The sequence below is a fragment of the Pseudomonas sp. P9_31 genome, assembly GCF_034008235.1.
GTDB lineage: Bacteria > Pseudomonadota > Gammaproteobacteria > Pseudomonadales > Pseudomonadaceae > Aquipseudomonas.
The window spans coordinates 3350327-3363549 of record NZ_CP125375.1 but is presented as its reverse complement, the minus strand read 5'-3'; the positions used below and the strand labels follow the sequence as shown (position 1 = coordinate 3363549).

The following is a 13223-nucleotide window of genomic DNA, read 5'->3' as shown; positions in this document are numbered from 1 at the left end:
GTGGTTTCACCTGGTCGGCCAAGCAGGCTCAATTGGCTTGTGGGCCGCGCCCGCGATGCGCGGTGATGCGGTTGTAAATGTTGGGGGCAGTGACCGCCATTTCTTTGCTGATCTCCGGGACTGAGTAGCCTTTGTCATAGAGATGTTGCAAGAAAGCGTCTTGGTCACGCCGGGCAAGCTGGCCGTAAAAGCCGCGATTTATTTCTTTCTGGATGCCTGAGAAAAAACCAAACATAGGGACCTCTGTATTCGACTCGCGTCATGTTGATGGTGTGAGGAGAAGGCGTGGCTTGGGCCGCTCCTTCTGTACGCAAGCCCCTTGTAAACCCCGGATTTGGAGTTTGAGTGAGCTAGCCGGTTGCAGGTTATTCACTCTGCTGCTTATCGGCCATCCCAACCTGGGTAGCACCCAGCATGGTGTGATTTATGCGAACAGACGAATACACGGATGACGAAGTCGAGACAAAGGACAAGTGGGACAAACTGTTCTGGATTGAGCTCGCTAAGCGCAAAGAGCGCTTGGTAACCGGGGATGCACACCGGATGCTTGTTCAATTGCATGATCAAATAGCCCAGGCCATCGATACCCCCGGCCAAGTGATGGATGAGCCCATCGAAGGCATAAGGGGGGCTGCGATCCTTTTGGACGCGTTTCAGTGGCAGTACGACCCGGCTGATGGGGCTGATGACGAACACCAGGCTCAGTTGTTGCGGGACACGATGAATCGCTTCGAAAGCCAGATTGATGAAGTTTGGTCAAGGTTGCAGTTCACGCGGGGCTTCCGACTTGCCGACCTGGCCGTAGAAAACGAACTTGAGCTGATGTGGGATTGGTGGGTATTCATCAACTCTTCAGCCGGGCGTGAGGAAATGGGTATCACCACCGGAAAGTTCTCATACCATGGCAAGCAGAGCCGAATGGACGAGGACCATGAGCCGCCACGGATGATTGAGGTCCATACGTTCTATAACCGCCCCGGGCAGTCTCCCATCCCTGTTTCCAATCGCAGTGTCAGGAGCTTCACCACTGACGTGGATGAAGTGATCATCAACGGCAAACGGGTCACCGATAGTGTAATTGTGGTGTTTGACTCCGAAACTCCAGCGCCATCCAGAAGGGAAATCGTGAACGCCGCTTATTCCGGCAGAGGAATGATTCGTGCACGGCGTTTAGCGGATGCCCGTGCAAAAGGCGATTACGTCAGACTGCAACGCTTGCTCGACGAACCGTCGCCGGCCACGGATTTTGTCGACTTATTCGAGCCTGTACAGGCGCATAAATTGTTCAAGACACTCACCAGCGTTGCGCCGTTGATTCGAGGGCTATTCGCCTGGGATCTTCACCATGACCAGGGACTCAGCAAAGCGCAGGCCTGCCGAGTTACGGCGGAAAAACTACCTGGAATGGGCACTACCCCACGCAGCGTCAACAATGCGCTTATCTCGGTGGGAGAAAAGATCAACGGCTACCAACCCGAGCAATTGCCTTGGATTTTTCAACGCTTTGGCGATTGAGGGTTCCTTCGCCGGAACCCGGTCGCGTTGAGCTAGGCAGCGCCGTATTGGGCGATGCGGCTTTCGCGCCCTAATTGCACCGGGCACAGCTTCCAAGGCCCAGGCAGTTGCCATTGGCGATACACCGAAGCGCCGCCACCAGCGTAGGGCAGGGCGAACATCTGATAGCCGCGTGCGGCGTCCGGCTGCTCCAGCGGGAACCAGCGTTCGCGGTCGGGCGCTTGGCCGGCAAATGCCGCATCCAGGCGCTTGGAGCGCTCGACCAGACCCAGGGTGAGGCCAGCAGGCCACTGATACCGGCAGTACGGCTGTTCAGCAGGAGGAACAGGCCTGCTGGCACGCCGATGAGTGCGCCGCCAAACAGCGACGCCCAGGGGGCTGAAGTGAATGGAGATGCTAATGTCGAGTGCTGCCTGAACCTAAAGTGATTACCCGTATCGATATCATCATTTGTCATAGGGACAGGGTGAAGCATTGTGGTTGCACGTCGTTTACTTCATGTCCCGCGCTTGCACCCATAACACCGCATCCTGGGACAATGGTTTGCCCTTGTAGGTTTTGTTGTTACCTATATTGAGCGCTGCAATACCTCACCAGCCGGCCCGGGGCAGGCCGATGATCAGTACGCCCTGGTCGTCTGTGTAGGTACTCAAGGCCTTGAACGAGGCTTGCGGTGCCGTGACGTAGTCTTGCTGGCCGAAAGCATTGTTCTCGACATCGACGGAGTGGTTGAGGTATTCGATCTCGACTTCGGCAAAGGGCGCGGGCTTGCCATCGGCCAGTACCACGGCGCGGAATACGCTGCCCGTCCAGTTTGATCTTAGACTGGGGGCATCCTTTTCAAACCATCCAAAGCATGCCCTCAGATATACCCCCAATGTACCGGTCCTCTGGAAATGGATGGATCTCCATGGCCTATGAAAAGTCGGAAATGATCAACCGCACAGCCTGCCCGACGACCCCTAAAGACTCTCAGGGTCGCCAAAAAACATTTTGACTTGGCTCTAGGGCGGTGGTTTCAGGTTGTAAAAAACTAGTGATGCCCCCATTTTTGCCCCCAATGAAACGGAAGGCCTGCGCGGCCTCGGGAAGAAGCTCGGCCCAGGGCCTGATTACCCTGGCCACCTACGGCGTTGGCATGCTGATCGGTTTCTGGGTCGCGGGCCATGTCTCTGATTACTACGCCACCCCTGCGGGTCACCAGTGGCAGAGCATCTGGTTGTTCCCGGCGTTCTTTTCCCTGGGTGTGGTGCTGGTGTTCATGTTTGCCTTTCGCGGTGCGCGGCGGTCTGAGTTGGCGCCTGCCAAGACTTGAGCGGTTATGACTTGATAACAACCCACCATGAAATGGCAATGCGCGGGGCGGGCAAAAACTGAATGGCGAACCGAATGCCTTTCAGAGCCCCGCGTTGGACAGTACGATATCAGTCGTGAGCGAGAGACACCGAGAGATCACGCCACGCCGCCAGTTCCTCATGACGCTTCTGAAGTTCGTCTTCTAAATAGCCGATAGCGTCGCTGCCAGCGGTGAAGCGCAGTGGAGGCTTTTCAGTGTGGGCCAAGATAATCAGGGCCTGCGCCAGCTTCTTCGGATCATTGGCTTGCTTGCCATGTACCGCTAGGACCGCTTCACGCGAGCCGGCTGGATTCTTTGCGTAATCTTCAATGACCTGCTTCGCGAATCGTACGGAGTTCGTGCTGAGGAACTCGGTTCTGAAATACCCGGGCTCGACAACAGTCACGTGTAAACCCAAGGGTGCAACCTCAAGTGCCAGGCATTCAGTGATGCCCTCGACCGCATATTTGGTCGCACAATAGGCCGAGGCCCCCACACCACCGTGATAGCCAGCCACAGAGGAAGTGTTGATCACGTGGCCTTGTCCCTGTGCGCGAAGCACGGGCAATGCCGCTCGGGTCACGTTCAGCAGTCCGAACACGTTCGTGTCGAACTGCTCACGAACCTCGAAGTCGGAGAGTTCCTCCAGGGCACCGAGAACGGCGTAGCCCGCGTTATTGACAATAACGTCGACCCTGCCGAAACGTTCAACGGCAGTCCTGATTGCTGCCGCTGCCTGTGTTTCATCCGTCACATCCAGCGCCACTGCAAGCAGTTCGTCGTGGTGACCTACAGCTTGAATCACCGCCTGCGCATCTCTGCCTGTAGCCACGACCTTATCGCCTGCCGCAAGCGCTGCTTTAGCGATTTCGGTGCCCAGGCCGCGTGTTGTACCTGTGATAAACCATACTTTGCTCATCGGTGGTGCCTCTTTGAACGTGAGGTAGGGCGCAGCGCTCCGGCAATGAGCAGGACACCGTGCGATGTTCCTCATGTGTAACGGCCGAGGACAGTCGAACGTGCGTCTGCTTGCCTCCGGTATGAGGAATTATTGTCTCTCTATGGTTGTTTGACGGGTTGCAGACTTCGTTTGAAATACTGCCTAAAGCAACGAATTTAAACGGCGGGTCGACGCACGCCATCGGTGCCGAGGTGGGCCTAGGGCATCCTGTCGTTCGATGATGACTTGCCAACTGCGCGGCCGGCAGCCGTAGAGTCATGCTGCTCGTCAATCAGCGGCTTTATCAGGCTACGGACTCACCCTCTGTAAACGACCGCGCGGTCCGCTGACTGTCTGAAATGCTCAGAAGAATCCTTGGAATAGGCAGTGATGCCGACAAAACGGGCAAATGATCCCGGCAGGTGCGCCGCATACTGAAACCAGGATTCACCCGGGGTATCGACGGGTTTAACCAATGTCTATCCCATGGCAGCAATTTACAGATAGGACCCGATCATGCAGCAGGATAATAGAGGCACATCAGAAAACGCATTCCAGGATCATCCAGGTTTCAGTCGCCGTAACGTTTTGATTGGCGGGGCGGTCGTTGGGGCCGGTTTGAGTGTTGCACCGCTGTCCTGGGCAGCCTCACCGGATAGCGCAAAAGGCGCTGGCGGCTCAGTGAGCGGAGTGCGGGTCACAAATAAGCGCAAGCTTGGTTCGCTGGAAGTCTCGGAACTCGGTGTCGGGTGCATGAACATCAGCGCCAATTATGGGGCGCCTGCAGACAAAGAGCAGGGCATCAAGGTCATCCGCACGGCCCATGAACAGGGCGTCACTTTTTTTGATACGGCCGAAGTGTATGGGCCGTACACCAATGAAGAATTGGTAGGTGAGGCGCTTTCCCCGTTTCGTAACGAGGTAGTTGTCGCGTCAAAATTCGGTTTCGACATGGATGCCGGCGGCGCACTCAATAGCCGCCCGGAACATATCAGGAAGGTGCTTGAGGGCTCGCTGAAGCGGCTGCGCACCGACCGTATCGATCTTTACTATCAACACCGAGTCGATCCAAACGTACCGATCGAGGATGTTGCGGGTACGGTCCAGGACCTTATAAAAGAGGGCAAGGTGTTGCACTTCGGTCTCTCGGAGGCAAGTGCAAGCACCATTCGCCGAGCGCATGCCGTTCAGCGTGTGACTGCGGTCCAAACCGAATACTCCGTCATGGAGAGAAGCGTCGAGCACAACGGAGTACTTGATACCTGTGAACAACTGGGTATCGGTTTCGTGTGCTGGGGCCCGCTGGGCATGGGCTTTTTACCCGGCACACTGAATGGCAGTACACGGTTCGACGCCAACACCGATTTACGTTCCGGGTTTGAACGATTCACGCCTGAGAACCTGTCAGCAAACGAGCCGATCATTACTTTGCTCAGGAAGTTCGCACAGGAAAAGCATGCCTCTCCTGCCCAGATATCGCTGGCGTGGTTGCTCGCGCAGAAGCCCTGGATCGTCCCGATTCCAGGCACGCGCAAGCTCGATCACCTTCAAGAGAACCTGGCATCCGTCAGCGTGAAGCTGACGGCCGCCGAACTGGTGGAAATGGATGCAGCTCTGGCAAAGCTAAAAGTGCACGGTGGTCGAATGAGCCCAATGCATATGCGTGCCGTCGACGTCACCCAGTGACCGTCAGAATGTGAAAGCCGCTGAAGACGTCCAGTAGCGATTTTCCTCCACCCGGCGCGTTTTGGCGCGGGGTAGAGAAGGGCGTCATTGATCAACCCATTTGTATCAGGTACTCAAATGAATCAGGTTACGCGTAAGGTGTTCGAGCCGTTTGTGTTCGAAAACGGAATCGAGTTGCGCAATCGTGTGGCGATGGCCCCCATGACAACGTGGGCCGGCAACGCGGACGGTACTGTTTCCGACGAGGAAATTGCTTACTACCAGCGTCGGGTAAACGGTATCGGTCTGGTGATCACCGGTTGCACGCACGTGCTCGCCAACGGTATTGGATTCACCGACGAATTTGCAGCGTTCGACGATACATTCGTTCCCAGTCTCAAGCGATTGGCCAAGGCCGCGAAGAGCGGTGGTGCAACGGCAGTGCTGCAGTTGTTCCACGCAGGTAACAAGGCCGTTTTGGAGTTGGTGCCGGACGTTGTCAGCGCCAGTGCAGTGAGTATTGACGCAGGGCCGTTCAGCGTTTCCGCTACCCCGCGCGCAATGACCAAGAAAGAAATCCACGACGTTATCCAGGCGTTTGGTAAGGCGACGCGTCGTGCCATCGAGGCAGGATTTGATGGTATAGAACTGCATGGCGCCCATGGATTTCTGATCCAGAACTTCTTTTCTCCAAAGTTCAATCAGCGCGATGACGAGTGGGGCGGCTCACTAGAGAACCGTCTGCGTTTTCCATTGGCGGTTGTTCAGGAGGTTCATCGAGTCATCAAGGCACACGCTGATCGACCGTTCCTGTTCGGCTATCGCATTTCGCCAGATGAATCTGGCGAAAATGGATTGCGCATCGACGACACCTGCGTGCTTGTCGATGGACTGATCGAAAGCGGTATCGACTATCTCCACGTCTCCTTGGGAAGCGTGCTGGAAACGGTGCCTGTCGACGGACAGGGCGACCAGACCACGGCGAAGGTGATTCTGGATCATGTCGACGGACGCATTCCAGTGATTGCCGCCGGGCAGATCAAGACGCCCCGCCAAGCCGAGGAAGCGCTTGAACTCGGCCTGTCGCTCGTCGCGGTTGGACAGGGCCTTGTCATAAATCCTGACTGGGTGGAACTGGCAGAAAAAGGCCACGACGATCAGATTCAAACGGCGCTGAACCCGGCACGCGTTTCGCAGATCGCAATTCCGCCAAAACTGTGGGGCGTAATCGAGGCCACCACGGGTTGGTTCAAGCTCCAGGGCGCACCGTAACGTAGATTTGGCCGTGGTGCGCAGCTGCGAACCTCAGTCAGCGTGCCTCAGCCACATGGGCTCTAGGCTCATTTCTGACACCAGCCCCACCCTGAGAAAGGCAATCAGCATATGGCTACGGATAGGCAGCGAGATATTCTGCGCATTGCGCTGCAGGAACACGTTATTCAATTTGAGACGTTCGATAAAAACTCGGCCTGGGCATTGGGCGAGCGTCTCAAGATAACCTGTGAGAAAGCCGCGGTGGCTACGGCCATCGAGATCAGGCTTGCCCGTGAAACCGTATTTTTTTACGCCATGCCGGGTACTGCTGCAAGCAATGCTGATTGGGCGCGGCGTAAAAGAAACGTTGTCGAGATGATGGGTAAAAGTTCCTATGGCGTGGGCTTGTCGTGTGAAGAGGAGGGGCAGCCTCTGGAGGCGCTGATGGGCTTGCCGTCACGCGACTACGCCTGCCACGGAGGCAGCTTTCCTATCCAGGTCAAAGGGTGCGGCTGTGTCGGCGTTGTGACGGTGTCCGGCTTGCCACAACGCGGCGACCACATTTTAGTGGTGCAAGTGCTCGCTGAAATGTGTGGGATTGCCCCGTCTGAAGTAGCGTTCTGAATCGACGTCAGTGTGGAGGCCCAGCCCACTCGACGAGTAGCTCCCGCCGCTCCTCAATCTCCCGTATTTGAGATCGCTTGAATCGAGCAAAGATGCCACTCGATCGAGCAAACACAACCGCTCTGCATTTCACATACTCCCAAGGTGCCTCAAGACCTGCCTGCGCTGTAGGCAGGTGGCGGGTGTTTCTGTGGAAAGTCGAACATACAGGCGAGTAGCGATATGCAAAACAACAGCATCCGGTTTGCGTGCAATGGCTGCGGGATCTGCTGCAAAGGGCGGTTGGTTCCACTGACGTTGAACGAGACAAGGCAGTGGCTGGAAAGAGGGCATGAGGTCGCGATCATACTGGAGGCGTTTGAGCAATCCATCTGGACTGCTGGGCCGCAACAGTTTGCCCACGCCGCAGGACGCGCAGTCGAGGTGCCTTGCGGTAATTCCCATGTGCGGGCCGTTGCAGTGTTTGCGGGCAATGCGCTGGTGCAATGCCAAAGCCTCGGCGATGACGGTCGTTGCGGTATCTACGAAGAGCGGCCGCTGGTGTGCCGTATATATCCGGCGGAGATCAATCCGTTCATTGCGCTTGATCCGGAAAACAAGATTTGCCCGCCCGAAGTCTGGGAGGAGGGTGAGGTGTTGTTTACAGATCGGATCTTTGATCCGGTTCTTGCTGATCAGATTGAACGCTCCCGCCAGGCTGACAGAGAGGATGCGCAGGCAAAAATTGCGCTGTGTGAAACCTTGGGGCTGAACGTGGCTGCATGGAAAGGAAATGCGCTGGCGGTGTACTCGCCAGATCGACTGCAGCTCGCCGAGGCGATTGCCCGCTACGATGCTGGAAAAGTGGGGCCTGCTCGTTCTAACTGGAAGGTCCGCGTCGATGCTCCGGCGTTGCGCCAGCAGCTTCACCAGGTGGGCTTGGCGTTTGATGACCAGCTGCCAACTGACTACATTTTTTATGCGCTGTAGGTGTCAGGCGTTCTGATTGATTCGGGCAGCTTTCATTTCTGAAATATATTGAAATATCTAGGTCTGCGGGGTGTGTGTTGAAGTGGACGGCGCGCTGTACGTACGTGCCTACAGTGGAACCGCCTCACGCTGGTACAAGGCCGCCGTCCGCGAAAAGGCAGGACAGATTATCGCCGCGGGTATGACGCGCAAGGTCAACTTTGAAGCCGTCACTGGTGACGTTAATCGACGTATCGATGACGCCTACCGTGCCAAGTACAGGGCCAGTCCTTACCTGGATCCCATGATCGGTGAGCGAGCACGTGCCGCAACCGTGAGGATCACGCCTTTGGCTGGCGGTGCCTGATACTGACGGGCAGGGCATTTGCGGGTGGTTATTCGTGCACATCACCGAATGCGGCAATGCCCTTCATCAGTTTGAGCAGTTGAAATCGCTGAAACATAGGATTACAAGCGCGCTACCTCCAAGTCTTTAATCAAAATAGGCAATATTGTCGTTTGATCAGGCAATTATCGCCAGATTCGAAGACCCATACTGAGGTTGATCTTCCGTCCGCCTAAAAGGCGTTGGTCTTCGTTGAAGTATCGGTTTGAGACCCACCATGCAAAATCTTGACGTGCAGGTCATTCAGCAAGCCCTCAAGTGGATCGAGCAAGGCCATCAAGTGTGGTTGTGTACGGTCCTGGCAACCTTTGGCTCTGCGCCGCGTGGCCCTGGGTCTATGTTGGTCGCGTTATCGTCCGGTGCGTTCTGTGGCTCGCTGTCGGGTGGATGCGTGGAAGACGACTTTCTGCAACGGCTTGGTCGACATGAGTTTGACGACTTCAACCAGATTGTTCGTTATGGCGAGAGTGGATTGCCACCGTCGCGGGCGTTGCCTTGCGGCGGGGTTCTGGATGTTCTGGTAGAAAAATTCGAACCTGGTTGCGCCGCGCAGGAGCACTTCGCGGTGTTGCTGCGCGCGCTGCAGGGGCAGCATCTGTTGGTTCGCCATATCGCCCTTGGAACGTGCCGTCGACACATTGAGGTCGGTGTGAGTGTCGACGCCACTGTCGCTGTAGACGCTGATCAAGTGCGCATTCGCGTGGGGGCGGCCCGACGCCTGCTGGTCGCAGGCCTCTCACCGGTGGCCGAGTTCTGTGCCAGTTTTGCATGCTCCCTGGGCTATGAAGTGATCGTGTGTGACCCGCGTGAAGAACTGACTTCAACGTTTGCCATGCCACACGTAAAGCTAATGAAGGTGATGCCCGCCAGCTATATTTCAAAAGGCGGATGCCATGCAGCGACGGCTATTGTCGCCTTGACTCATGATCCTCGACTTGACGACCTGACCTTGCTCGAAGCCGTCAGGACACCCGCATTTTATATCGGCGCCATGGGCTCCCGGCGCACCAGTGAAAAGCGCATGGAAAGGGTCAGACGAATCGGCGGGCTGGACGACGATGCGCTTGATCGCATCCATGCGCCGATCGGACTCAAACTGGGAAGCAAGACCCCGGCAGAGATCGCACTTGCGGTCATGGCCGACATTGTTCGGGTGAGTAACGGCGTGAGCCGTGCCCATCTCTAAGTCTGGTTTTTTTGGGATTTGAATGTGAATAGCGATGTGTCAAACGACCAAGTCATGACTGACATCACGCGTCTCGCTAAATCGGTCAGCCAGTTGGTTCCTTGCGATGGTGACCGCATTACCGACATTCCCGGTCTGAGCCTGCATCGGCGTAAAGCCGTTACGGCGGCCATGCATTGTATCTACGGCCTGGGAATTGGCGTGACCTTGCAAGGCGGCAAGCAGGTGATCGTCGGCAGTGAAGTCCTCTCCTATACACCCGGCGAGTCGATGGTGACCAGTGTCGATCTCCCGGTCACTTCCCATGTCACTCAAGCCAGCGTGCTCAAGCCATTCCTCGGCATGATGCTGGCACTCGACAGCGCCACCGTGATGCAGGTCGCCGAGCGCATGGGGTTATCGCAGCGTATGCGAGATGACGCGTTTCGTCCCGTGACCGTACAGCCTTTGGATGTGGGGGTGCTGGATGCGCTGAGGCGCTTGGTGGACCTGCTCAAAGAGCCCCACTGGATTGAGCCCCTCGCTCCGCTGATCAAGGAAGAGATCATTGCCCGGCTGTTAAACGGAACCCATGGCCCGCAGCTGCTGCATGTGATTGCTGCCGGTTCACCGAGCCAGCAAATTGCCAAGACATTAGCCTGGCTCAAAGTGAATTTCCGCCAGACATTGCGTATGGATGATCTGGCGGCACAAGCGCACATGAGTCCTTCCACGTTTCGCCAACACTTTCGGGCCGTGACCGGGATGAGCCCGCTGCAGTATCAGAAACAATTACGGCTACAGGCGGCTCGCCAGTTGATGCTCAGCCAAAATATCGATGCAAGCAGTGCGGGCGGGCTGGTGGGGTATGAAAGCTCATCGCAGTTCAGTCGCGAATACCGTCGCCTGTTCGGAGAACCACCTCAGCGCGACATCAAGCGGATTCGCCTGTGACGGAATCAGTGGCGTGTGAGAGGAGCCTCTAACCAGGACGTTTGCAGCGTCCTGTTCGGCTCCCTCGCACGTATCCACTGGCAGGCACATAACCCCCCTCATTTCTCCCGGCCAACGCCCCCACCTCGAACCGCTGGGTGACGTTGACGGGGTCTGGCTTCGCTTCGTCGATTTATGCCAGCTTGAAAGGCAGTTCGCGTATTGGCTTACCCGTCAGACTGGCAATGGCGTTTGCAAAAGCGGGGGCCAGTGCCGGCAAGCCAGGCTCGCCCATGCCGGTGGGCGGTTCGGCGCTTGGCACTATATGGACCGCGAACTCGGGCATGTCGGTGATGCGCGGAACGCTGAAGTCTGCAAAGTTGCTTTGCTGCACGACGCCGTCTTTCAGGGTGATGGCATTGCCTGGCAAACACATCGACAAGCCCATCAGCGCCGCGCCTTGCACTTGGGCCTCAACGCTGCGTGGGTTGACGACCAGGTTGCAATGGACACCGGCGGTCACGTGGTGCAGCACCGGGCGACCGTTCTGCACTGAGGCTTCCACCACATAAGCCACTACCGAACTGAAACACTCATGGACCGCAACGCCCCACGCGTGTCCGGCAGGCAGTTGACGTTTGCCATACCCGCTCTTGTCCACCGCTAATTGCAGCGCTTCGCGATGGCGCGGGCTTTGCTCGCCAAACAGCTTCATTCGGTATGCCACCGGGTCTTGCTTCGTCGTTCGCGCAATCTCGTCGAGCAATGTCTCCATCACAAAGGCCGTGTGGGTAGAGCCCACGCTGCGCCACCACAGCACGGGTACGTTGAGCTTGGGATGGTGGACTGTCAGCCGCATCGGTAGGGGATAAGGGTCACGCATGCCTTCTGTCGCCGTCGGGTCAATGCCGTTCTTAATCTGGCCTCCAAACATCGTGTCGGTAAGGATCGATTGCCCGATCAAGGCATGGTCCCACGCCACCACCGTGCCGCTGTCGTCAAAGCCTATATGCGCGCGATGCAGGTGCATGGGGCGGTAATAGCCGCCCTTGATATCGTCTTCGCGGCTCCAGAGAGTCCGTATGGGAACATTCAGCCCAACTGACCGTGCGGCTTTAGCGACTTCACACGCCTGCACGATGAAATCACTGGTGGGCACGCCACGCCGGCCAAAACCACCGCCGGCCGTTTGCACGTTGATTTGAATGTGCTCGGGTTTCAGATTCAGTACCTTGGCCGCTGCGGCACTGTCCCCCCCCGGAAACTGAGTGCCAACCCACAGTTGTGCGCCCTTATCGGAAATCTGCACGGTGCAGTTCAGCGGTTCCATGGGCGCATGAGCCAGGTAGGGAAATACGAACTCTGCCTCCAATTGATGCTTGGCTGTAGCAAGCGGTGCCATGTCGGCGTCAAAGTGGACCAAGCCCGGTTGACCCGCTAACGCCCGGTACTGGATCAGTTGCTGTTCGCTGTCTACCTTCTCGACGGTGGCCAGGTCCCATTGCAGCTTCAATGCGTCGCGTCCAAGCTTCGCCTGCCAGTAGCCATCGGCAATCACCGCGACACCTTCGGCGCCGCCGTCCAGAGGTACTCGCAACGCGGCTTTTACCCCCTTAATTGCGCGTGCGGCGCTGTCATCCAGAGAGGCGATTTTTGCACCGAACACCGGTGGGCGCGCAACGACGGCAGTGAGCTGTCCGGGCAAGTGCATGTCGATGCCGAAATCCTGCTGACCACTGCTCTTGGCCTTGGCATCGATGCGCGTAGTAGCCTGGCCAATGATGCGGAAATCCCTGGGATCCTTGAGCGTGACCTTGTCGGGCACGGGCAACGCCATCGCAGCCTCTGCCAGTTCCCCGTAACTCGCTTTAAGGCCTGCCGGGCCAAGCACCATGCCCGCTTGAGTGCTAAGGCGCGTGACCTCCACGTTCCAGCGTGCGGCCGCTGCCGCGAGCAGCATGGCCCGAGCGCGCGCCCCCAGTTCGCGGTACTGGGTGTAGCTGTTTTTGATCGAATTGGAGCCGCCGGTGAGGTGCATGCCGAAGACCGGGTCCTGGTAGGCCGTGTTGTTATTGCCGTTGCGGCTACGCACGAGACTCCAGTCGGCATCGAGTTCCTCAGCGAGAATCATCGGCAGTCCGGTCTGAACGCCCTGACCGAACTCCAGCCGGTTGATCGTTACAGTGACCTGTCCGCTGGAGTCGATCTGCACGAATGCAGAGGGTTGCTGACTCGGTTTGAGCAGCGCAGCGTCACCGCCAGTGGCTTCCTGCGCCAGCGCCAAGTGCGGAAAGGCACCCAGAGCCAGGCCGCCAATCCCGACGATTTTGAGGAAACTGCGGCGTGGAAGTGTGAAGGCACCGTCGGCTTGGTCGCGTTCGAGTAGGTGTTGCAGGGAACGCGGAAGCTCTTGGGAAAAGATTTCGTTCAGCATGGT

The 13223-nt window shown here is 57.2% G+C and carries 13 protein-coding genes and 2 pseudogenes; 9 read left to right on the top strand and 6 right to left on the bottom strand.

Translation table 11 applies throughout. The features are described 5' to 3' along the window. Window positions 1-28: 28 nt before the first annotated feature. Complete coding sequence (locus QMK51_RS14715) at window positions 29-235, bottom strand: hypothetical protein (RefSeq protein WP_320390678.1); 207 nt, start codon at window positions 233-235, stop codon at window positions 29-31. Window positions 236-426: 191 nt separating this feature from the next. Between QMK51_RS14715 and QMK51_RS14710 the strand changes: the two genes are divergently transcribed. Then, the gene (locus QMK51_RS14710) at window positions 427-1515 is read left to right on the top strand and encodes a hypothetical protein (protein WP_320390677.1); all 1089 of its coding nucleotides are present in this window, start codon (window positions 427-429) and stop codon (window positions 1513-1515) included. Between the two features lie 32 nt (window positions 1516-1547). On the opposite strand, the gene QMK51_RS14705 is transcribed toward QMK51_RS14710, so the two are convergent. From QMK51_RS14705 to QMK51_RS14695, 3 genes and pseudogenes are all read right to left on the bottom strand, one after another. Next, window positions 1548-1676: a hypothetical protein gene (locus QMK51_RS14705; protein ID WP_320394588.1), complete on the bottom strand. Its 129-nt coding sequence runs from the start codon at window positions 1674-1676 to the stop codon at window positions 1548-1550. 113 nt (window positions 1677-1789) lie between these two features. Beyond that, a pseudogene (locus QMK51_RS14700) lies at window positions 1790-1972 on the bottom strand (YeeE/YedE family protein); the annotation flags it as partial. A gap of 133 nt (window positions 1973-2105) precedes the next feature. Further along, window positions 2106-2393: a DUF4198 domain-containing protein gene (locus tag QMK51_RS14695; protein ID WP_320390676.1), complete on the bottom strand. Its 288-nt coding sequence runs from the start codon at window positions 2391-2393 to the stop codon at window positions 2106-2108. Window positions 2394-2605: 212 nt separating this feature from the next. On the opposite strand from QMK51_RS14695, the pseudogene QMK51_RS14690 reads away from it, so the two are divergent. Next, a pseudogene (locus tag QMK51_RS14690) lies at window positions 2606-2830 on the top strand (MFS transporter); the annotation flags it as partial. A gap of 109 nt (window positions 2831-2939) precedes the next feature. Here the strand turns inward: QMK51_RS14690 and QMK51_RS14685 are convergent. Next, window positions 2940-3770, bottom strand: a complete 831-nt coding sequence (locus tag QMK51_RS14685; RefSeq protein WP_320390675.1) for an SDR family NAD(P)-dependent oxidoreductase — start codon at window positions 3768-3770, stop codon at window positions 2940-2942. A 537-nt stretch (window positions 3771-4307) separates the two neighbouring features. On the opposite strand from QMK51_RS14685, the gene QMK51_RS14680 reads away from it, so the two are divergent. The 7 genes from QMK51_RS14680 (at window position 4308) to QMK51_RS14650 (ending at window position 10807) form a co-directional block, all read left to right on the top strand. After that, complete coding sequence (locus tag QMK51_RS14680; RefSeq protein ID WP_320390674.1) at window positions 4308-5477, top strand: aldo/keto reductase; 1170 nt, start codon at window positions 4308-4310, stop codon at window positions 5475-5477. A 117-nt stretch (window positions 5478-5594) separates the two neighbouring features. Beyond that, window positions 5595-6728 carry an NADH-dependent flavin oxidoreductase gene (locus tag QMK51_RS14675; RefSeq protein ID WP_320390673.1) on the top strand — a complete coding sequence of 378 codons (1134 nt, stop codon included), beginning with the start codon at window positions 5595-5597 and terminating at the stop codon, window positions 6726-6728. A gap of 111 nt (window positions 6729-6839) precedes the next feature. Then, the gene (locus QMK51_RS14670; protein WP_320390672.1) at window positions 6840-7334 is read left to right on the top strand and encodes a heme-degrading domain-containing protein; all 495 of its coding nucleotides are present in this window, start codon (window positions 6840-6842) and stop codon (window positions 7332-7334) included. Between the two features lie 222 nt (window positions 7335-7556). Next, a complete protein-coding gene (locus QMK51_RS14665; protein WP_320390671.1) occupies window positions 7557-8303 on the top strand; it encodes a YkgJ family cysteine cluster protein in 747 nt (248 codons plus the stop codon). Window positions 8304-8385: 82 nt separating this feature from the next. Then, entirely contained in the window at window positions 8386-8649 is a 264-nt protein-coding gene (locus QMK51_RS14660; protein WP_320390670.1) for a DUF2255 family protein, read from the top strand. Window positions 8650-8905: 256 nt separating this feature from the next. Further along, a complete protein-coding gene (locus tag QMK51_RS14655) occupies window positions 8906-9874 on the top strand; it encodes an XdhC family protein (RefSeq protein WP_320390669.1) in 969 nt (322 codons plus the stop codon). Window positions 9875-9928: 54 nt separating this feature from the next. Further along, window positions 9929-10807 (top strand): AraC family transcriptional regulator, encoded by an 879-nt coding sequence (locus tag QMK51_RS14650; protein WP_320390668.1) that lies wholly within the window; start codon window positions 9929-9931, stop codon window positions 10805-10807. Between the two features lie 172 nt (window positions 10808-10979). Here QMK51_RS14650 and QMK51_RS14645 read toward each other — a convergent pair whose 3' ends face one another. After that, window positions 10980-13220, bottom strand: coding sequence for a xanthine dehydrogenase family protein molybdopterin-binding subunit (locus tag QMK51_RS14645; protein WP_320390667.1), 2241 nt, complete (start codon window positions 13218-13220; stop codon window positions 10980-10982). Window positions 13221-13223: the final 3 nt, after the last annotated feature.